At 42.8% G+C, this 20,204-nt stretch carries 23 protein-coding genes and 1 pseudogene; 23 read left to right on the forward strand and 1 reads right to left on the reverse strand.

The genetic code is table 11. From position 1 onward, the window contains the following. The first annotated feature begins 4 nt into the window (after positions 1 to 4). From AC6I1H_RS14155 to AC6I1H_RS14245, 19 genes and pseudogenes are all read left to right on the forward strand, one after another. A complete protein-coding gene (locus AC6I1H_RS14155; RefSeq protein ID WP_497738172.1) occupies positions 5 to 1,009 on the forward strand; it encodes a multicopper oxidase domain-containing protein in 1,005 nt (334 codons plus the stop codon). 13 nt (positions 1,010 to 1,022) lie between these two features. Next, positions 1,023 to 2,198 (forward strand): multicopper oxidase domain-containing protein, encoded by a 1,176-nt coding sequence (locus tag AC6I1H_RS14160; protein WP_497738173.1) that lies wholly within the window; start codon positions 1,023 to 1,025, stop codon positions 2,196 to 2,198. A 4-nt stretch (positions 2,199 to 2,202) separates the two neighbouring features. Further along, positions 2,203 to 3,213: a ferroxidase gene (locus AC6I1H_RS14165; RefSeq protein WP_497738174.1), complete on the forward strand. Its 1,011-nt coding sequence runs from the start codon at positions 2,203 to 2,205 to the stop codon at positions 3,211 to 3,213. Between the two features lie 42 nt (positions 3,214 to 3,255). Beyond that, positions 3,256 to 3,375: pseudogene (locus tag AC6I1H_RS14170) on the forward strand (YmaF family protein); the annotation flags it as partial. Between the two features lie 86 nt (positions 3,376 to 3,461). After that, on the forward strand, positions 3,462 to 3,626 hold the full coding sequence (locus AC6I1H_RS14175) for a hypothetical protein (protein ID WP_497738175.1): 165 nt from the start codon (positions 3,462 to 3,464) through the stop codon (positions 3,624 to 3,626). A gap of 233 nt (positions 3,627 to 3,859) precedes the next feature. Further along, positions 3,860 to 4,216 (forward strand): hypothetical protein, encoded by a 357-nt coding sequence (locus AC6I1H_RS14180; RefSeq protein ID WP_497738176.1) that lies wholly within the window; start codon positions 3,860 to 3,862, stop codon positions 4,214 to 4,216. Positions 4,217 to 4,667: 451 nt separating this feature from the next. Further along, entirely contained in the window at positions 4,668 to 5,246 is a 579-nt protein-coding gene (locus AC6I1H_RS14185; RefSeq protein ID WP_497738177.1) for a Uma2 family endonuclease, read from the forward strand. Next, positions 5,233 to 6,555 carry an FAD-dependent oxidoreductase gene (locus AC6I1H_RS14190; protein WP_497738178.1) on the forward strand — a complete coding sequence of 441 codons (1,323 nt, stop codon included), beginning with the start codon at positions 5,233 to 5,235 and terminating at the stop codon, positions 6,553 to 6,555. The genes AC6I1H_RS14185 and AC6I1H_RS14190 overlap by 14 nt, the downstream gene beginning before the upstream one ends. 162 nt (positions 6,556 to 6,717) lie before the next feature. Beyond that, positions 6,718 to 7,650: a GntR family transcriptional regulator YhfZ gene (gene yhfZ, locus AC6I1H_RS14195; protein ID WP_497738179.1), complete on the forward strand. Its 933-nt coding sequence runs from the start codon at positions 6,718 to 6,720 to the stop codon at positions 7,648 to 7,650. Between the two features lie 61 nt (positions 7,651 to 7,711). Beyond that, positions 7,712 to 8,800: an aminotransferase class V-fold PLP-dependent enzyme gene (locus AC6I1H_RS14200; protein ID WP_497738180.1), complete on the forward strand. Its 1,089-nt coding sequence runs from the start codon at positions 7,712 to 7,714 to the stop codon at positions 8,798 to 8,800. A 5-nt stretch (positions 8,801 to 8,805) separates the two neighbouring features. Then, positions 8,806 to 9,963 (forward strand): YhfX family PLP-dependent enzyme, encoded by a 1,158-nt coding sequence (locus AC6I1H_RS14205; RefSeq protein WP_497738181.1) that lies wholly within the window; start codon positions 8,806 to 8,808, stop codon positions 9,961 to 9,963. After that, positions 9,960 to 11,165 carry a phosphopentomutase gene (locus AC6I1H_RS14210; protein ID WP_497738182.1) on the forward strand — a complete coding sequence of 402 codons (1,206 nt, stop codon included), beginning with the start codon at positions 9,960 to 9,962 and terminating at the stop codon, positions 11,163 to 11,165. The genes AC6I1H_RS14205 and AC6I1H_RS14210 overlap by 4 nt, the downstream gene beginning before the upstream one ends. Positions 11,166 to 11,177: 12 nt before the next feature. After that, on the forward strand, positions 11,178 to 11,534 hold the full coding sequence (locus AC6I1H_RS14215; RefSeq protein ID WP_497738183.1) for a PRD domain-containing protein: 357 nt from the start codon (positions 11,178 to 11,180) through the stop codon (positions 11,532 to 11,534). 80 nt (positions 11,535 to 11,614) lie between these two features. Then, positions 11,615 to 11,992: a DUF2620 domain-containing protein gene (locus AC6I1H_RS14220; RefSeq protein ID WP_497738184.1), complete on the forward strand. Its 378-nt coding sequence runs from the start codon at positions 11,615 to 11,617 to the stop codon at positions 11,990 to 11,992. Between the two features lie 20 nt (positions 11,993 to 12,012). Then, entirely contained in the window at positions 12,013 to 13,338 is a 1,326-nt protein-coding gene (locus tag AC6I1H_RS14225) for a YhfT family protein (protein ID WP_497738185.1), read from the forward strand. Positions 13,339 to 13,410: 72 nt separating this feature from the next. Next, a complete protein-coding gene (locus AC6I1H_RS14230) occupies positions 13,411 to 14,334 on the forward strand; it encodes a phosphotriesterase family protein (RefSeq protein WP_497738186.1) in 924 nt (307 codons plus the stop codon). 21 nt (positions 14,335 to 14,355) lie between these two features. After that, positions 14,356 to 15,495 (forward strand): hypothetical protein, encoded by a 1,140-nt coding sequence (locus AC6I1H_RS14235; protein ID WP_497738187.1) that lies wholly within the window; start codon positions 14,356 to 14,358, stop codon positions 15,493 to 15,495. Positions 15,496 to 15,636: 141 nt separating this feature from the next. Then, positions 15,637 to 15,888, forward strand: a complete 252-nt coding sequence (locus tag AC6I1H_RS14240; protein ID WP_497738188.1) for a hypothetical protein — start codon at positions 15,637 to 15,639, stop codon at positions 15,886 to 15,888. A gap of 63 nt (positions 15,889 to 15,951) precedes the next feature. Continuing rightward, a complete protein-coding gene (locus AC6I1H_RS14245) occupies positions 15,952 to 16,197 on the forward strand; it encodes a hypothetical protein (protein WP_497738189.1) in 246 nt (81 codons plus the stop codon). Positions 16,198 to 17,007: 810 nt separating this feature from the next. On the opposite strand, the gene AC6I1H_RS14250 is transcribed toward AC6I1H_RS14245, so the two are convergent. After that, the gene (locus tag AC6I1H_RS14250) at positions 17,008 to 18,264 is read right to left on the reverse strand and encodes an IS110 family RNA-guided transposase (RefSeq protein ID WP_497738190.1); all 1,257 of its coding nucleotides are present in this window, start codon (positions 18,262 to 18,264) and stop codon (positions 17,008 to 17,010) included. A gap of 296 nt (positions 18,265 to 18,560) precedes the next feature. On the opposite strand from AC6I1H_RS14250, the gene AC6I1H_RS14255 reads away from it, so the two are divergent. The 4 genes from AC6I1H_RS14255 (at position 18,561) to AC6I1H_RS14270 (ending at position 19,979) form a co-directional block, all read left to right on the forward strand. After that, entirely contained in the window at positions 18,561 to 18,710 is a 150-nt protein-coding gene (locus tag AC6I1H_RS14255; RefSeq protein ID WP_497738191.1) for a UPF0158 family protein, read from the forward strand. Between the two features lie 169 nt (positions 18,711 to 18,879). Further along, on the forward strand, positions 18,880 to 19,359 hold the full coding sequence (locus AC6I1H_RS14260; RefSeq protein ID WP_497738192.1) for a hypothetical protein: 480 nt from the start codon (positions 18,880 to 18,882) through the stop codon (positions 19,357 to 19,359). A 44-nt stretch (positions 19,360 to 19,403) separates the two neighbouring features. Beyond that, positions 19,404 to 19,595, forward strand: a complete 192-nt coding sequence (locus AC6I1H_RS14265) for a PD-(D/E)XK nuclease domain-containing protein (protein WP_497738193.1) — start codon at positions 19,404 to 19,406, stop codon at positions 19,593 to 19,595. A gap of 210 nt (positions 19,596 to 19,805) precedes the next feature. Next, positions 19,806 to 19,979 carry a glycosyltransferase gene (locus AC6I1H_RS14270; RefSeq protein WP_497740811.1) on the forward strand — a complete coding sequence of 58 codons (174 nt, stop codon included), beginning with the start codon at positions 19,806 to 19,808 and terminating at the stop codon, positions 19,977 to 19,979. The last annotated feature ends 225 nt before the right edge of the window (positions 19,980 to 20,204 follow it).

Raw genomic sequence — 20,204 nt, forward strand, 5'->3', positions numbered from 1 at the left:
TCAAGTGGCTGTGATAAAGAAAAGGTTTGGTGCCACTGACGGGTGGATAAACATGCCCGACGGCACTGTTCACTATATCTTTGGTTTCTGTGACATAACCGATGTGCCTGAAAATGAAGTGTTTAGCTATAGAGGAAAAGCAAATTTACTTGCACCATTGTTAGAAGTATACGAAGGTGATGAAATATATCTGACTTTAACAAATTTAGGTTTTCCTCAAAGACCGGATTTGGATGATACTCACACAATCCACTGGCACGGGTTTTCCAACCAGATAACATTATGGGATGGAGTGCCCGAAGCTTCTATCTCGGTGCCGGTAGGAAGAAATTTTGAGTACTATTACGAACCGTTAGACCCGGGCACTTATATGTACCACTGCCATTTTGAACCGGTGGAGCATATACAGATGGGAATGGTAGGCCCCTTGATAGTTAGACCTTCGATAGAAAAGGATCCAGACTATACGGGAAGAAAGTTTGCATATAATGATATTTCTACTGAATACGACAGGGAAGCTATTATATTTGTAACAGAAATGGATGCACGACCTCACCGCTTAGTAGCCAATGTTCAAGTTTTTGATTGGACTGATTATTGTCCTCAGTACTGGATGATAAATGGCAGGGCCTATCCGGACACAGTAAAACCGCCAAATGATCCTTCATTTCCTTCGCAACCTTACTCTGCCTATATAGAAGGATTCACCGGTGAAAAAGTATTACTGAGGTTTGTAAATTTGGGTTTTGAAAATCATTCCATTCAGATAACAGGCATTCCTTTTAAAGTAATAGGATTGGATGCAAAAGAGCTGCGAGGATTAAATGGAGAAGACTTAAGTCAATGGAGGAATGCAGTATATGTGGCTCCGGGCCAAACTGTGGATGCAATAATAACACTGCCGGATGCAGGCAGATACATTTTATATAATAGAAGTCTGCAAAGGAACACTAACAATGGGATTCCATCAGGCGGAATGATGACAGAAATAAATGTTTTAGAAGTGTAAAGGGGGGAGAAGAATGGCGGTAATAAATCTATGGGCAAAGCAAGGCTATATGAGCACTCCGGATGGCCAAAGCATATACTTCTGGGGTTACTCCAGAGGAGCAGCTGAACCGGCACAGTTGCCGGGACCTCCTGTAATAGTTAAACAAGGTGAAGCCGTTACTATAAATTTAACAAACAACCTGCCTGAACCTGTATCTGTTTTCCTGCCGGGCCAGAAAGGAGTAAAAGTGGGTTCTCAATTTGTTAAACCTCAATACAGTGGTGGAAATTTAATTTCCTTTGTGAATTATGCTTCCCCCAATGGGGGGACCATTTCTTATACTTTTACACCAACCCGCCCCGGAACCTATATTTACGAAAGCGGAACCAATCCTCACAAGCAAGTATTATTAGGATTGTATGGAGGTCTTGTAGTAAGGCCGGATGATTACGATGAAAATACCAGCAGGACCGCCTATGGCAGCGGTACTGATACGGAATTTGACAGGGAATATCTGATAATATTTTCAGAAATTGACCCCAGCCTTCATCAAGCAGTTATTGAAGGAAAACCGTACATGATCAGTAAACACCATCCTCGCTACTGGACCATGAACGGGCGGTGTGCTCCAGATACGATGCTGCCTGATAATGCGCCATATTTGCCCAATCAGCCTTATGGGGCTATGGTAAAGGCAGAGCCAAATGAAAAAGTCTTGATAAGGTATATTGGTGCAGGGATTGACAGTCATCCATTACACCCTCATGGCAATCATACCAGAATAATAGCTATGGATGGAAGGCTGTTGAAAAATGGAGCCAGGGACAGGTCCTTTAAACGTTTTACCGTTTTAGTAGGTCCGGGGCAAACTTATGATCAGATATTTCAGTGGACCGGGTTAGGGTATACTCCGGATAATCCAATACCAACTATAATCCCAAATCGAAGAAATCTAGGCATAGGAGAGGCGGGCTGGACTATGTGGAGTGGAAGCCCGTATTTGGGAGAAAAGGGTGAAATACCGGAAGGCGTAGTATCATTTAACGAAGCAGGAGAGTATCATTTCATGCTCCACTCTCACTCAGAGCCTAAGATTACAAATTGGGGCGTATTTCCGGGAGGAATGATGACTATGATTTCCATATACCCGGCCGGTTTTCTGAGTCCAGATGTCGGGGTATTAAGTCAGTCTGTAGGGAAGGAGTGAAAGTATGGCTGCACTTTTTTTCAGTTTATGGGTGAAGAGAGGCATTATAACGATAAATAATCAAAATATTCCTTTCTGGGGACTGGCTACGCTTGCTACCGGTCCCAGGCTCCCCGGCCCGACGATAAAGGCGAAAGTAAATGACGATATAAGGATTAGATTGAGTAATAGTTTTCTTAATATAAAACAGATAGGCGAACCGGTGGGGCTAATGTTTCCTGGTATAGAAGGAGTCATGGTTGAGGAATGGCCTGCTGGAAATTCAAGACCTGTTCAACCCCAATATATAAATGGTGAATTAGTAGCTTTTACAGACTATGTAGACAGGGGAAATATTTTTTTGCCAAAGGGATTGATATATAAATTCCAGGCTAAAAAGCCCGGTATATATCTTTATGAAAGTGGAGTAAAGAGTGAAAAACAGATACAAATGGGTGTTTACGGCATTATCGTTGTAAAACCGGCAGGATATAACATGCCAGGTCATAGTAACTATAAAACCGCTTATGGTGCGGGAACCAACTCGAACTATGATGTGGAAAAGGTATTGGTTATGGGTGAAATAGACACCACAATGCATGAGAATGTTGTGCCTGGAAAAAATTATAATATGCTGGATTTTAAACCAAATAATTGGATATTAAATGGCAGAGTCTATCCTCATACAATAGATAGCGACAACAGTTCCAGTCAACCATATGGTTCCAGAATAAACTGCAGAGTAAATGACAGGGTCCTTTTAAGAATAGCAAATGCAGGATATGAGGCACATACTTTCTATTTCGGTGGGTTAACAGGAAGGATAATAGCAGAAGACAGTTATCCGCTGGTGTCAGCGGATTCGGATTTATCCTATGAAAAGAACGGGATAACCTTAGCTCCCGGTCAAACCGCCGATGTAATAATAATTCCAACTGTTAGAGGGGAATACATTTTATATGATAGGGATTACAATCACATAGTTAATAAGGAGTCTTTTCCTGGAGGGATGATGACCAGTATGGTAGTTAGTTAAGTATCCAGGTGCCAGGGCCTACAAACTGATTTAAAAGCTGATACAGGCCTATCAATACCATTGCAGAATGGATATCATACCCATTATTTTTCTTTTAGAACGAGCTTTAATGAAGGGCATGATCACAAAATTACAGGGTTTGTTGAAGCAACAAGAAGCTAATTACAACCCCCGACCTTAAACCGGGGGCCTCTTTATTCATAAAACTTTCTTATCATGGGAATAATATTATCCAGGAGGCGATTTTCATGAACGGAAAAACTACAAGTTGGGTAGTGACTGGTGTCGGTGCTGTTGTTACTGCCGTAGGGTATATGACAGGTGGAACAATCGGCGCCGGTATAACTGGCTTTGGCCTGGCGCATGTAGTTCTCGGCGTCCTGGATATGTTCAGGCCAACCGTTCGGCACTAATATTGTTGTTAGTAAAAAATCCCCCCGTGAAAGGTGCCAGGCACTGGTGAAAGGTGTGTGGCACTTTTTTAATGTACGCTGTATGGACTGAAGCTATATCTTTCTGTCGTCATTATGAAACTTTTTCTTATCCTTTCATTAACAAACTCTACTAAAATAGCCGGTCTATCATGCAACAATTTCTGTTATAAATCATATTATTTTATCAAAAGATAAAGAAAGGAGCGATTTCAATGACTGAACATACTGACCTGAACACATTTTTTGATAAACTTAAAGAGGGGCTACCCGAACAAAAAGACCCATCATTGGAAGGACTGGAGTCTGCCCTCAACAAAATGCAGCTCAACGGAGACAAAAAAATCGGTATTGAGTTCGAATGTGGAGATTGTTGCAAAAAAGTCATAAACGGGGCCAAATTATTTTTCATCTTTAATTTTGCCATTCTTCTTCCTGAGCCGGGCGATTGCCTCTTCTTGAAAGTTATAAGCGGTGGTAAGATCGCTGATAGAGAGACTATGAAGAAAATCATAATTCCCGCAAACCGCATTTGTTCTATTGAAATTGATCCTGAGCAAGAAGATAACTAACTTTCCTCTGGAGTCTGATGACAGCCTTGTTTGACAATTCCCATTCCCCGGTTACAACCGGGGGTTTTTCTTTTACGGAGAAAGCCGTGCAAAAGGCGCGGCTTTTCTATTCTAATCAAACTTGTCAGGCCGAGCATTAACCGTTGGAAGTTTTATTCACTTTTTTACCAAATAATGGATGGACAGGAATTTTATTATGCTGGATCTTTCCCAGATTGAATCGGGGATGTTCGGTTTATCCATAGTCAGGGCCATTCAGGAAACGCATAAAAATGCATATGAGTCGCAAACGTAGAAGGCGGTGTGGAATTCTGGATAGAAATTGACAGGGCAGATTAGAAAACATTATTTTTGTGATATAATCTATATATAGAGGCTTTTGGATGTATATTGTGTATTTATAAGAGTTGATCAAGCAGCCTTAAAATAAATTCACAGGAGGCTGAGTGTCGTGCCGTTACCCCATGATGAAGAAAATAAATATACTTATGCCGATTATTTGACTTGGCCTGAGGATGAACGATGGGAAATAATTGACGGTATTGCCTATATGCAGGCTGCGCCGACATGGCAGCATCAGGCTATTTCAGGACAGCTATTGAAGCAGTTTTTAACATATCTGACCGGAAAACCTTGCCTTGCCTTTTCAGCTCCTTTTGATTTAAGGCTTCCAGAAGAAAACGAGAAAGATGAAGATACGAAAAATGTACTCCAGCCCGATCTTGTGGTAGTTTGTGATAAAAATGGACTTAAAGGGACCGGCTATTATGGGACTCCTGATCTTATAATTGAGATAACTTCACCTTCTACATCAAGGAAAGACAGGCTGTTGAAGTTCAACAAATATGAAAAAGCCGGCGTGAAAGAATACTGGATAGTAGATTCCGAAGGGAAGTTTGTCAGTGTTTTTACATTACAGGGAAATAAAAGGTACGGAAGGCCGGAACTATACAACGAAAGGGATAAAATTAAAGTATCTATTTTCCCGGACCTTGTGATTGATTTAGGGCCGGTGTTTGAAGGAATTTAAAAGTTTCATTAAGGACTGGGGTCAGGGTGGCCTTCCCGGAGAGGATTTCGTCGAGCGGGGCCGTGACGTTGAAGAAGGTCTTGAGGCGGCCAGGATACTGGAAGAAGCCGGCTACGATGAACTCAATGCCGACTGCGGCTCCTATGATGCGTGGTACTGGGCTCATCCGCCGGTTTATCAAGAACACGGCTGTTACCTGCCGTTTTCCGAAAAACTGAAAAAAGTGGTTAATATACCGGTGATAGTTGCAGGCAGATTGGAAATTCCGGAACTTGCCGCCAGGGCCCTTGAAGAAGGCAAGGCAGACATGATTGGCATCGGTAGGGGCCTGCTTACCGATCCTCACTGGCCAAAGAAAGTAATGGAGGGTATGACGGCGAGAATACGCCCGTGTATAGGATGCCACGATGGCTGCCTTGGACGGGTGTTTCAGTCCAAACCCCTGTCATGTACGGTAAACCCTGCTACGGGCCGTGAGAAGGAATATGCCATAGAACCGGCTCAGAAAGTAAAAAATGTTATGATTATCGGAGGCGGGGTAGCCGGCCTGGAGGCAGCCCGGGTCGCTGCCATAAGAGGCCACAGGGTTATCCTTTACGAAAAGACCGACAGGCTGGGCGGACACGTTGTCGAGGGCTCGGTGCCCGATTTCAAAGTGGATGACAGAAGGCTCCTGGAATGGTATATAAACGAGATTAATGAGCTCAAAGTAAATGTCAGACTAAATACGGAAGTTACCCCGGACATGGTGGCAAACGAAAAACCCGATGAGGTTGTTGTTGCCACGGGATCGGTACCCATCATACTGGACATACCGGGAATAAATAGGGACAATGTGTTCACGGCGTCGGACCTGCTTCTGGGTAAAAAGAAAGCCGGGAATACGGTGGTGGTGCTGGGCGGAGGTCTGGTGGGGTCGGAGACGGCCCTGTGGCTTGCAAAGCAGGGAAAGAAAGTGACTATAGTGGAAGCGCTGTCGGACATAATTCGGGCAGGCAAATATGTACCGCACATGAACAGGATAATGCTCATAGACCTCCTGAAATTTCACGGCGTGGATATAATGACATCCGCATATCTCCTGGAAGTGGCGGATGGCGGCGCCGTGGTCATGAGGAAAGACTCCGGCACCAGGACCACCATCCCGACGGACACCGTTGTCCTGGCTACCGGGTACAGGCCGGATAATGCCCTTTACCGTTCGCTATCCGGGAAAATTGCAAATCTATATCTCATCGGCGATGCGAGAGACCCGCAAAACATTATGAACGCCATCTGGGATGCCTACGAGGTGGCGCGAAATATGTGATTTGTCCGATTTTGCCGCCCCGGCTCAAAAACCGGGGCGGTTTTTCAATGTTTGATTTCTATTCAGGGCGGGGTAATGGCGGAATTTTTTTTGTTGAATTATTTAAAAACATGTGCTATAATTAAAATACAACGTATAGTATATTGTATGGGTGAAAATTCAATGATAGACAGACAGCTTTTGACTAAAAATGGAATAGCCGTTCTTCGGCTTGCCAGGGAGTTCTTGTCCCTGAAATCTGGGGATAGGATAGAAACTGTGGGTGACTATGCCGAGAAAATGGACCTTGGCCGCGGTACCATACAGTCAGCCATGAGATATCTGGAGGAAACCGGGGCTATAAGGTTAGAGGCAAGAGGCCATCTCGGAACTTACATTGAAGAAATCGACTATAAAAAACTCTGGGGAGTTTCCGGGTTGAGTAGTATAACAGGTGTTATGCCGCTGCCGTATTCCAGAAGATATGAAGGGCTGGCCACGGGGCTTTATAAAGTTTTTGAAAAAGCCAGCATTCCCTTTAACATGGCATATATGAGGGGCGGTTACAACAGGATTGAAGCATTAGAGCAGGGTAAATATGATTTTGCAGTTATGTCAAAATTGGCAGCAGACATAAATATTGCTGAAGGCAGGGACATAGTGATAATATTGAGTCTTGGCAAGTATTCTTATGTCAAAGGTCACAAGATTTTATTTGCCGATCCTGAATATAGAGAGATAAGGGACGGCATGAAAGTTGCCATAGACAATACTTCCATAGACCATTATGTTCTCACCAGATATGAATGTGAGGGGAAATCTGTAGAATATGTTCAGCTTTCTTACAACCAGATTTTAAAGAGCCTGCTGGAAAAAAGGATTGATGCCGCTGTATGGAATATCGATGAAACAGAAGATCGCAATCTGAATCTTCCCTATTATAATCTAACAAATCCCAAGGTGTCGAAACTAAACGAAGATGATACCGAGGCGGTTTTTGTGGTCAAAAAGACCAATTGGGGCGTTGACGGAGTCTTAAGGCATGCCATCGATAGGCAATTTGTATTGGACGTGCAGAGGCAAGTCCTGGACGGTCATATTTTGCCCGAGTACTGATATTTATATTTACGATACAATACAAAATTCTGTAGATTGAATAATACTTGGGGGTAAAAAAATGGAGATATTTCCTTTGGAATCTATAAATTTAGAAGCGGCAAAAGAGCTTCAGTTCAAACTGGTTGATATAATCACACGCCATTTTTCCGGTACCGAGTTTCTTTCGATGGGAGATGTAGGAGTGGTTCCGGGATTGGGCAGGCCCAGGACCACCGCCAGGGTTGAAAGGGTAATAGCCGAGTTTTTCGGGGCGGAGGATGTAGCCTTGGTTCGAGGTGCCGGTACGGGTTCCATACGTTTTGCTTTGCAAGCCTTGTTAAAACCCGGGGATAAAATACTAGTCCATGATGCTCCTGTTTATTCCACTACCGATACCACTTTCAGGACCATGGGCCTTGACATTGTGAAAGTCGATATGAATGAGACACAAAAAGTTTTGGAAGCCCTTACTTCCGATATCGATATGGTTTACATCCAACATTCGCGCCAGACGATTTCTGACAGGTATGACATGTATGAAATCATAAGAGCAATAAGAAAGATCTCCGGTGTTCCGATTGTCACCGATGAAAATTATACCGTTTTCAAGACCCGCTATATTGGGACCCAGTTAGGAGCTAATGCTTCATGTTTTTCACTATTCAAGCTATTGGGCCCTGAAGGTATAGGCTGTGTGGTGGGGGATAAGAAGGTCGTCGAAAGAGTCAGAGAGATGAATTATTCCGGCGGCGGGCAGGTTCAGGGGCCGGAGGCCATGGAAGCCCTCAGAGCTATGGTATATGTCCCCGTCATGCTGGCCATTCAGAGCGAGGAGATAGAAAAGGTAGCAAAAGCCGTAAACGAAGGTAAGATACCTGGAGCTATTGCCGCATATATAGCCAATGCCCAGTCGCGAACGGTGCTGGTGGAGCTAAAAGAACCTATTTCTCAAAAAGTCATTGAAGAAGCCAATAAATTGGGAGCTGCTCCCTATCCCGTCGGTGCAGAATCAAGGTATGAAATAACTCCAATGTTTTACAGGGCGTCGGGCACATTTATTAAGGATAACCCTAAAATGAAGGACTACCTCATAAGGGTGAACCCCATGCGTGCCGGGAGTGGTACCGTGCTGCGGATTTTAAAACAAGCCATTGAGAAAGTCAGGTGATTCAAATGTTTTTAGAGGCAACTTTGAAGAACAATCCAGAACTGATAGAAGCTGCTGCGGCTTTTCATAAAAAAGGTTTAATAGAGCCCAATACCTATTGTATAGATCTGGATTCGGTCGGGAAAAACGCGAATTTGATAGCAGAAACGGGCAAAAAGCTTGGAATAAATTTATACTTTATGACAAAACAGTTTGGCAGAAATCCTGTAGTGGCAAAGACTATAGTGCAGGCGGGCATTGAAAGTGCTGTAGCAGTGGATATGGATGAAGCCAGGGTTCTCTATAAAAACGGTATTACTATAGGACATATGGGCCACATAGTCCAGGTGCCCCGAGCATTGTTAAAGGAAGCTTTGCAGATGAAACCTGAAGTTGTCACCTGTTTCAGCCTGGAAAAAGCTCGGGAGATAAATGATGCGGCCAGTGAGCTGGGGATAGTGCAAAATATTCTTTTAAGGGTTGTAGATGATGGCGATTGCATATATCCGGGGCAGGAGGGAGGAATCCCTTTAAAAGATCTGGAAAGGACTGCATTGGCCATAAAAAAGTTTGCAAACGTTAGGATCGTAGGAGTAACATCTTTCCCATGTCTGCTGTATGACTATGATTCTGCAAAAATAGAGCCTACGGCAAATTTATACACTATAACAACGGCGGCACGGCAGTTAAAGGATATGGGCTTTGATATTGCCCAGATCAATGCTCCCAGCGTCACCTGTGTATCAACTATGCCTCTTTTAAAGGAGACGGGAGCTACACACGGAGAACCCGGCCATTCCCTTACGGGCACCACGCCGCTTCATTCAAGGGGGCAGGAGCCGGAAGTTCAGTCCATGGTTTATGTTACGGAAGTTTCCCATAGTAATGAAAAAAGAGCTTATGTGTTCGGCGGCGGTTTCTACCCACGCTCCCGGTTGGAAAAGGCGTATATTCCCGATAAAAAACTTATATTAGAGGCAAGAGATATTTCTCCTGAATCCATCGATTATTATACTTCACTGGAAACCGAAGGTACCAAACTCTACCCCGGTGAAACGGTGATATATTCTTTCAGGACCCAGATCTTCGTTACCAGGTCAAAGGTGGCAATCATAGAGGGGATACACAAAGGTGAACCCAGAATTCTGGGCATATTCAACTCTATGGGAGATAGAATAAGATGAAGAGGGTTATATTGCTGGTAATAGATAGTCTGGGTGTTGGTGAAATGGAGGATGTGATGAAAGTGCGGCTGCAAGATAAGGGAGCCAATACCTTAAAGCATGTGGCCGAAGCCGTAAAAGATTTTAAAATTTCGAGCCTTGAGGCCCTGGGCGTCGGGTATCTGGTGGATTCGGAGAAAATAAAAAGGCCGGCAAACCCTCTTGGAAGTTATGGCAAAAGCAAGCTTGCCCATTTTGGAGCCGACACCTATCAGGGGCATCAGGAGATAATGGGGAGCAAGCCCAGAATGCCGGTAGTAAAACCTTTTATTAAATTTATGGACCGGGTCGAAAAAGCCCTTAAAAAAGCAGGATATGATGTAAAAATACCGGATCCGGAACACCCTTTCCTCCTCGTGAACGGCCTTGTGACAGTGGCGGACAACATAGAGGCGGACCCAGGGCAAAACTACAATGTCACCGCACCCCTGGATTATATATCTTTTGAGGAAGAATTGGCCATAGGCAGGATTGTCAGGGAAAATGTGGAAGTCGGCAGGGTTATTGTCCTGGGTGGAAGGGATATTGCCGTGGATGATATTTTAAAAGCTGTTGAATTCAAGGATGGTTCCATTACCGGCATCGATTGCCCCAAATCCGGGGTTTACAGGAGCGGCTACATGGTAAGACACCTGGGATACGGTGTAAACCCCGAAGTTCAGGTCCCGACACTGCTTCACCGGCAAGGCTATCCCGTATCACTCATCGGCAAGATGGCAGATGTGATAGAGTGTGATGGTGCTGAATACTTTCCCATGGTGGAGACGGAAGGAGTCATGGAATTAATTCTGGAAAAAATGGTTTCCCAGAAAACCGGCCTTATCGCCGCCAATGTCCAGGAGACGGACCTGGCAGGCCATGCTATGGATGCCTCAAGATATGCTGAAAGGTTGATGACGGCGGACCTTTATCTTAAAAGTATTTTAGAGCAGATGAAAGAGCAGGACTTGCTTATTATCACAGGAGATCACGGCAATGATCCCACCATAGGCCACAGCCATCACACCAGGGAAAAAGCCCTTTTGCTGGTGTATGGAAAGAAACTGAAGGCCGTGAATCTGGGAGAAAGGGATACCCTTTCCGACATAGGTGCCACCATAGCCGATTATTTCGGCATACAAAAGCCCGAACACGGGAGTAGTTTTCTAAACTTGATTGGTTAAAGGGGAGTCAAGATGGACAGCGAGATTCTTGAAAGACTTGAGATATTGCATACATCGGGTCAAATAAGCAAAGAGGATAAGGACAAGACCCTAAAGGCTATAAAATATTTAGAAAATAAACTAAAGATTAAGGTGGAAAAAGAAATAGGCGGGATGTTTGCCACTCATCTGGCTAAGGCTCTTTCCCGTATTGCCTGCAATGAAGCCATAGAGGAGAGTAGTGAGGAAGCTGAAGTTGCCGTAAGAGAACATCCTGAGATTTTACGAGAGGCCGAAATACTTTTTGAGGATACTCTTGGTATAAAAGATGTTCCAAAAGGTGAAATAAACTTTATAGCTATGTATATGAATTTACTGTTGAACTCATAATTTTATAAGGAGGTGGTGGGCGGTTCATAAAAGTTCAAAACCATCGGAGGAAATTTTTTTAAAGAAAGGAGTTGGGAATAATGCCTATACGCATTGTTGTGGGAGGCCTGAATAAGGATGCTATTGAAAGAGCCGCAAGATCTGCGGGAGGGGATAATGTTACCGTGGCTGTAATGTCAGACTTTGAAGCCGCAAAAAAGATAAAACAGGGCCAGGCCGATTACTATTTCGGTGCCTGCAACAGCGGGGGCGGTGCTGCTCTGTCGATTCCAATAGGAATATTAGGTTATGCCAACTGTGCCACTGTGGCAAAGGCTGGTGGCCGCCCCAAAGCTGAAGAAATAGACAAGCTTGTTCAGGCCGGAAAGATTGCCTTCGGTATGTCAGTTGAAGCTATTGACGAGGCGGTGCCCATGTTGGTAAAAAGCATCCTTAAAAAACATGGAATTTTAAATTAGTGTAAAGGGGGAACAAACAAATGTTTATCAAGTTAGGTGTGGTAGCGGTTCTGTGTGCTCTTACTTCTTTAGCTTCTCACTACGGTCGCGCGGTATTTCATGATGGTATACGTCCCATCATGCCGGAGTATTATCAAGGACGCATGAAAAGGGCTGAAATGAGCTCGGTAGCTTTTGGCTTGAGTGCGGGATTTATCGTGTCGGTTGGATTTGCTTTTACGCTTTCTTCAAACCTTCTCAACCCCTGGCTGCTATTTTTGCCCACGGATATTCTGGGGGTTGTGGCCCCGTATTCATGGCTGGCGGCAGTCCTGGGCGCAGGTTGGGGTATAGGTGTGACGGCATTTTTTGGTGCATTGAACACCCTGTTCAAATTAATGCCTGTCAATATGCTGGATGCCTTAGGAGCACTGTCATCCCCGGTTATAGCAGGATTTGCCCTATTTCCTGTGCTGGCTATTTTTTCTCAGTTTGGTTGGAAGAAAGGTGCCATTACTCTTGTCCTTGAACTTATCGCAAGGCAGCTGGCGGCATTAAAAATCATTACCGTAGGCGGAACCCCAATATATGCGGAAGCTCTGGAAATGTTCATTGGTGTAATAATGTTGATAATTTTTGCGATATCTAAAGATATGGGGGCAAAAGACAAAGCATCAGGTGAAAATATTTTTGAGGCTAACACCAGACGTATATTTAATTCACTGCCTTTATTGATGGTCATTGGCGGTCTTGTGGCACTCATCAGCAACATGAAATGGTTTGCGGGTTCCGAAGTTGACTTTCAGCTCTTAAGTCAGATATATGCAACGGGAAATAAAGGCCAGCTCATAAGTGTGGCGGCTGCTGACTTCGTCCGTGGATTGGCGTTTCTACCGCTAATTGTCACGACATCACTGGCATCCGGTGTTTACGGAGTTGTGGGTTTGACTTTCGTATATCCTGTAGGTTACTGGCTCGCGCCAACGCTATTTGGCGAAGGTTTCTTTGGTCATATTATGGCCTTTGTACTGGGAGCTTTGACAATACTGGCCGAGGTGTCCGCTCTCCGATTGGTGGGCGTGGGCCTGGAAAAATTCCCTTCAATCCGTGAGGCATCTGACAATATAAGGACTTCCATGAATAATGTGCTGGAAATTGCCCTTCTCGTAGGTTCTGCCATGGCGGTGCTCAACATGAACCCGCCGGGAGTGCAGGGGCAGAACTGGCTTGCCTTTGCTATATTTGCATCACTTTATATGATAAACGAAACTCTTGGCCGTCCTATCATAAGGCTCGCATCATCACCGCTGGCGGCTATAATTACAGGGATTCTGGTAAATATCTTCTATTTGATTCATCTAATGTAGTAAAGTTTTTGGGGAGGGGTATTGGGTTTGCCAATTTTCTCCTCCCCTTTTTTCCTAAGGAGGTTTTTTAGAATGGATAAAAAAATCCAAACCGTCACCGGCGAAATAAAGAAGGATAAAATCAAGGGAGCCATGGTACATGAACATCTGGCTATGGACCTTTCCGGTGTGAGGGGCGAAACCACGTCGATTCTTGGCAACCAGGAAACCCTTCCGGCTATTAGTGAAGAGCTTAATACTCTCAAGGAACTAGGGGTAAATACCATCGTTGAGCTGACAAACATAGGAATGGGCAGAAATCCTGGACTTCTTAAAGAATTGGCGGAGAAAAATGAACTATATATCGTAGCGGGAACCGGTTATTACAAAGAAGAATACTATCCTCCGGAAGTTGTTGAGTTATCTTTTGAAGAATTGGCGGAAAAGTTGACGAATGAGATTTTGTCAGATATGGAGAACACCGGGATAAAAGCAGGGGTATATGGCGAAATAGGCAGTAGCTACAACGTTATAACTCCGTCGGAACAAAAGGTTTTCCGGGCCGTAGCAAGATCCCATAAGGTTACCGGAGCACCTATAAGTACTCATTGCGAACTTGGAACTATGGGACTTGAGCAGAGAAAGATTTTCGATGAAGAAGACATTTCACCTGAAAAAATTTCTTTTGGCCACCAGGATCTAAACGAAAATATTCATGAGCAATTAGAGCTGTTAAGGTGGGGAGCTTTTATTCAATTTGACACTGTAGGGAAGGTCCGATATCGCACTGATGAAGCAAGGATTCAAAATTTGCTTGAGCTGTTAGATAAAGGTTTTGAAAACAATATATTGCTTTCCTGTGATATTACAAGGAAGACTTATTTAAAAAAATTCGGAGGCCATGGCTATGTATATTTATATGAGTCTTTCCTGGAAAAACTGCAAAAACATGGGGTGACCTGTGACATCATTAAAAAAATGACTGTAGAAAATCCGAGCAGATTCCTCGCTTTTTAGGAACTGATTAGGAGGAATTTCATGTCTCAAAGAACTTCTTTTGAAAAATCTACTGAAATGATCAGACTGGTAGGAGCCCTTATGAGGGCCCAAAAACATTTAAGCACTTCGGTAGTTTCTCTAGTTGGAGATATTCAGGAACAGGCTGAAAGGTATGTGAAAAGTGATATAGAACGCCCCCTTTGCCTTTTGGGCATAAAGGAAAAAGGAGTGCCTACCTGGGTAAAAGATTGCCTTACTCCAGAAAAGGGTTACATTCATATCACGGTGGATAGGATGGCACCCGGCGGAAGAGCTATTGATACGGGACTTATAAACCCTCTCACAGGGAAAATGATGACCGGTTCCACCAGCGGTGGTGCTGTTAATCTGCTAAAAGGCATAACCGATATTGCTATAGGAACCGATGGCGGTGGTTCGGTACTGGGGCCTGCTCTGGCTACACAGCTTTTTGCGGTAATGGGGAAAGGACTGGGCTTAGGAACCGGCGAGCACCATAAAGCTACTGATGGAAAATGGTTTGAGCCTGCAATAGGAATACTGGGGCGAAATCTTGAAGAAATACTAAAAACAGTAGAAGATTTAATGGATATGCCCGGGGTGTTTCTGAAAGAAAGGCAAAATAAAGATTTATCAGGAATCAAGATCGGGTATCCAGGGCCCGGCATTACTTTGCCAGACGGTAAAGACATGGCTGATGCCCTCAGACCTGCAGCAAGAAACCTGGAGGCACGAGGGGCCGAAACTTTTGAAATCAAAGCTCCTGATGGACTATGGGACAGGCAACAATCCTTATCATGGCTTCGTTCCATATGGAGTGAAAAAAACAGTTGTGAAAATCCCTGTGATGTTATTGTTACCAGAGAAGGGCCTGTAGACCTTTTTGGAATTGGTGATTCGGTGGCAGGATTGTTGGGAGAAACGGGAGAACTTTTGCAAAAATCCTCTGGTAAATATCTGTTGAGATCGGCAAATATGGCCGGATGCACTGCCCTGGCGATACCCGGCAGGGAACTTGCTTCTGGATATATAGTTATTTGCCCGCAAGGGGTTGAGAGTGCAAAAAAAGCGGTAAAGGTTGCCGGATGCCTGGTTGAATTTGATGAGCGCCCGGCGCTTTTTGAAGAGTATTTTGGGAAGAAATTGTTTGACCTTCCATGATGTTGGGAGATGAGACAGGTGAGACAGGGGACGGTTCCTTGACTCAAAAATGAGTCAAGGAACCGTCCCCTGTCTCACCTGTCTCACACAATATGAAAAATTGTTAATAAGGCCAAAGAGGACCATTTTTATGTATACACTGTGGAAGTCGAACTCGATGTTCAATACTCAAACTTCAGGGAAATGGCAATAGAAACTGCAATGAAGAAAAAGGATTATGACTCGGCAATAAAGTTTGCGCTTGATGGAGAAGAGAAGGATAAAAGATGGCCTGGACTGGTAGATCGGTGGAAGAAATACCGGTACAAATCATATCAGCTTTCCGGCAAGCTTGATGAGCAGCACGCAATTGTAATGGAGTTTATTCTGGATGGAAGTTTTGAATATTACTAGGAATTGAAAAGCACATATGATTCAAGCGAGTGGTTCTCTGTTTACCCCAAGATCATTTTCCTGTTGGAAAACCAGAAGAAAACATATTATGATGCATATACCCGTATTCTCATAGAGGAAGGAGAAAAACAAAAGCTTCTTGAGTATGTTAAAGGAAGACCGTCAACAGTAGAAAATTTTTACAAGCATCTTATTCCTGAATTCAAAGAAGAGGTTTACACGCTGTTTTGCAACATATTGAGCAGACTGCTGCAAGGGCGGGCAACAGGAAAGATTATCAGGGAATATGTGCTATTATCCGGAATCTGAAAAAAGCAGGTGGGAAAGAGCAGGCATTGGAAATCAAACAGAAGCTTTTTAACAAATATGCAAATAGACCTGCGTTCAGAGATGAATTGTCAAGAGTGTAATAGGTAGACATGATTTCCCATTAAAGGCTATAGGGGTCGAATTAATGGGATTAGAAGGATTAATGGTTGTCTCTGATTAACAATCGAGAAATCAAGGAGAAAAAAGAGGAGGGGCAACTGCCCCTCCTTTCTAATTTAATTATCTACAGCAATCATCAACATAAAAGTTCATCGGATAGGCCAGGTATTTGGTCGGTGGCATTTTTTCCGTTGTGAAAAATCCCGGCGGGGACATGATGAGCTGCGGGATACGGTTTACTATAGTTGCACAGGTAAGCTCTACTGTAGCCGGTTGTTCAATCTTCAGTGTAGTATTTGGTTCACCGTAGATGGTCTATAGGTTGGTGTCCACTTCCCCTTCAGCATAAACATACTCCAGCCCAACTGTGAGCAAAGCCACTGATTGGTATTCCATATATAAGACGGCTAGGAATCATTTTTTGCAATTTTTTCTTCAAATTCTTCGGGGTTAAGGCCGGCACTGTGTACTTCAGCCAGGGCAATGCCGTATTCTTCCACGTTGTAGCAACTATAAAGTTATAATTATTTTGGTGCCAGGTTATATGGCAGAAAAATGATATTGAGATACATTTAAATTAAAAGGTAAAAGTGATAGCTTGAAAAATAACACAACATAAGGTAAAAAAGGGCGCACTAAACCAAGGCCTTTGAAAGCCCAAAAAATTAAATCTCAGTTTTAAGCTATAATTTACGCCACAGAAATATCAGAAGCTTTTATGACACCATTGGAAATCAGAAGTTTCACTGCTTGTTTAATAGCCTTGTCCTTCTGCTTTTCTAATATTTCTTGTGGCATATCAATCTTATACAAATCGCTTGGATTCCATACTTCACCAGTAACAAGCATATGATATATAGCGGTGAGAATCATCCTTGCGATAGCGATAATGGCTCTTTTCTTGCCTCTCCTTTTGCAAATGCGTTCATACTTGATTCTGTAGTAAGAAGATTTATCCGACTTCACGGCTGCATGGGCAACTTGCACCAATGCAGGTTTGAGGTAGACACCGGCACGTGTAATACGGACAGATTTCTTCTTACCAGCAGATTCATTATTGCCAGGTGTAAGTCCCCCCCAGCAGCACAAACCCTTGGAGTTGGAAAACTGAGACATATCGGTGCCAATCTCGGAGATGATAGTGATGGCAGATGTCCTATCAACTCCGGGAATGGTACAAAGGAGTTTGATAGCACTTTCATAAGGTTTAACCATTTTATCAAGCTTTTCATCCAATTCAGCAATGGATTTAGTTACGTATTCAAGATGAGAACGAACCATTACCATACGCTCTTTTTGTTCCCTGGTCATCTGATATCCTTCGATAGATTCAACCACAGCATCCGCTTTTTTCTTCAGTGATTTTTGAAGAAGAGAAGTACAGTAATCCGGGTCGAAGGTATCAGAAGAAATCAAGTAGTCCGTGATGGAAGAGGCAGATTTGCCAAACATGTCGGAAACGACAGCATCAAGGGCTACATTACAGACGGTGAAGGCATTCTGGAAACGGTTCTTCTCACTGGTTCTGCAAGAAACAAGTTTAGATCGATAGCGAGTATATTCACGAAGAATACGAATTGGCTTATCTGGGATATAACTACCTGGAACTAAACCAAGGCGGAAAAGATCGCCAATCCACTTGGAATCCTTTTTATCATCCTTATTTCCCTTTACAGCCTTCACCCATTTGGGATTGGCGACGGTAATATGGATAGTATCTTCCAAAAGGTTGTAGATGGGCACCCAATACTTTCCCGTGGATTCCATGCACACATCATAGCAGTTGTTATCAATCAGCCACTGTTTGAACTTGAGAATGGAATTGTTGAAAGTTGGAAACCTCTTTTTAGAGTAATGGGGAATTATCCCCTCTGAAGTAATGAGTGTGGCGACGAGAAAAGTCTTATGCACATCGACACCACAACAAATGGGATAAACAACTTTCATTGCACAGCCTCCTTTGCTAATTTAGTAGTTGAGGAGGAAGACATTGACTGAACCATCACACAATTAACAAAGAGCTAAAACAATGATTAGCTTGCGGTCTTGTAGAACCACTTATTTGTGCTTGAAAGATGGTTCTTACACTGGTTAAACTACTGATTTAAGCCGCAAAGAGCAGTCTACGACTCACCTCACCGTGCTTTGTAGTGTATCTTCTCCTCAAGCTAATAATAACAAAGTGGTGAAAGCCGCGCACCATTTTTTTCATTACTATTTGTGCCGCCAGCGGTAGCGGCAGAATGGAGGTTAGAAGGTTTAAAGATGTTTTAGAAGATTATCCTGAGGAACGTGACCGCTATTATAAGTTCCTCCGAAAATACTGTGAAGAACAGATAATAGAATGGCTTAAAGAAGAAGATATAGATATGGAAATGACAATAGACGATTGATTAATAGACGTTTGGTGTAAAAAGAATTTTGAACTTGCATATTTTCTGGCAGGAAATCTCAATTTTATGGCGAACGTATATTCTTATAGGCATTACGAGGGGGGAGGTATTTGGAGGATAAAATTTGGGAAATTAGGGAACTCATTTATGGCTTTATTGAGATAAATGAGTGGGAAAGAGAGAGCCAAATGAATTATTTCATCCTATTGCCAGAAAACTGATTACATCATTTTCGGAAAAAATCTCTATAAAGTCAAATATAGAAATAATAAAAGGCTTTTTTCCTGAAAAAACCTGTCTGGAGCAAGTGTTAAATGTATTAAAAAATAAAAATGTAGATTTCATGATATTTTCTTTGTGTGATCTGTTAAACTGGCTAAATGTTATTCAGATAAATCGATCTTGTCGAGAATTCATTGATGACATAATAAATAAAATCAATGCTTATTATTCTGTGATATTATCGGTAGAAACAAATAATCCGAAAAATATAGATGCAATAGTCTCCTGGTCTAAAAATTACGGTCCGCTGATTCCTAAACTTGATGCTATATTAGTTTTGCCAATATATATAAAAAGAATGAGAAAAACTTCAAATTACTCGAAAAAAAGAAAAGTACTAAATTCGAGCGAGAATATCCGCCAATAAGATTTGGAATTACCACATATAATCCCGATCATTCACAAGATGATTTGCTGATTGAAACTAAATTTATTCGTAAGAATACAACACCTTCCGTTGCAACCAGTGGTATCGCTGAAGATATGACAAAAGTACCAAAAGCATACGGCTTATTATTTATTGTGTATGACCCTGAAAGGCAAATATATGATGATGATACCTTTATTAGAGATTTTGAAAATAGACGCGAGGATGTTATGTAAGAATATATCGCTAATGCTAATTAAAAATAAGGGGAATCAGAGTTGGAATAAGCCATAATAAAATGTTTGATTATCTGGCAAACGGAAAACCTGCTTCAAATAATATAGTCGAAGATGCAAGAGCGGGCATTTATGAAAAAAATATTTCAACACAGCCGTGTTGGCCGAAAAATGATAAAAGAATTGAATTTGTGATGCATTATGGAAGCTATGGTGGCGGGGAAGCCGGTGATTGCAACGGATGTGAGGGGAAACAGAGATTTGGTTTGCGATGGTTTTAATGGATTATTAGTCCCTCTTAATGATATTGAGGCAACAGTAAAAGTAATAAAATGGAGAAGTCCGGTAAAAAGCATCCGGTGGGGTGTATACTTTCATGTTTGATAATGAATTTTATGCTCTTGTAAAAACATTAGTTATTGAGATGCTTGGCATATTATCTAAATGCGTGAGCGATCATAAAAAACCCCCGGCAGAAGAAGTCCTCATACTTTTCAGGCTTATCGAAGAAGATAATTTTCAATCTACGCCGCCCGAGATGCGATATCCGTTGTCATTAGTACCTATAGTATCTAATTATATTATAGAGAATTCTTCCGATTACAGAAA

The sequence above is a fragment of the Biomaibacter sp. TOL genome, assembly GCF_059717795.1.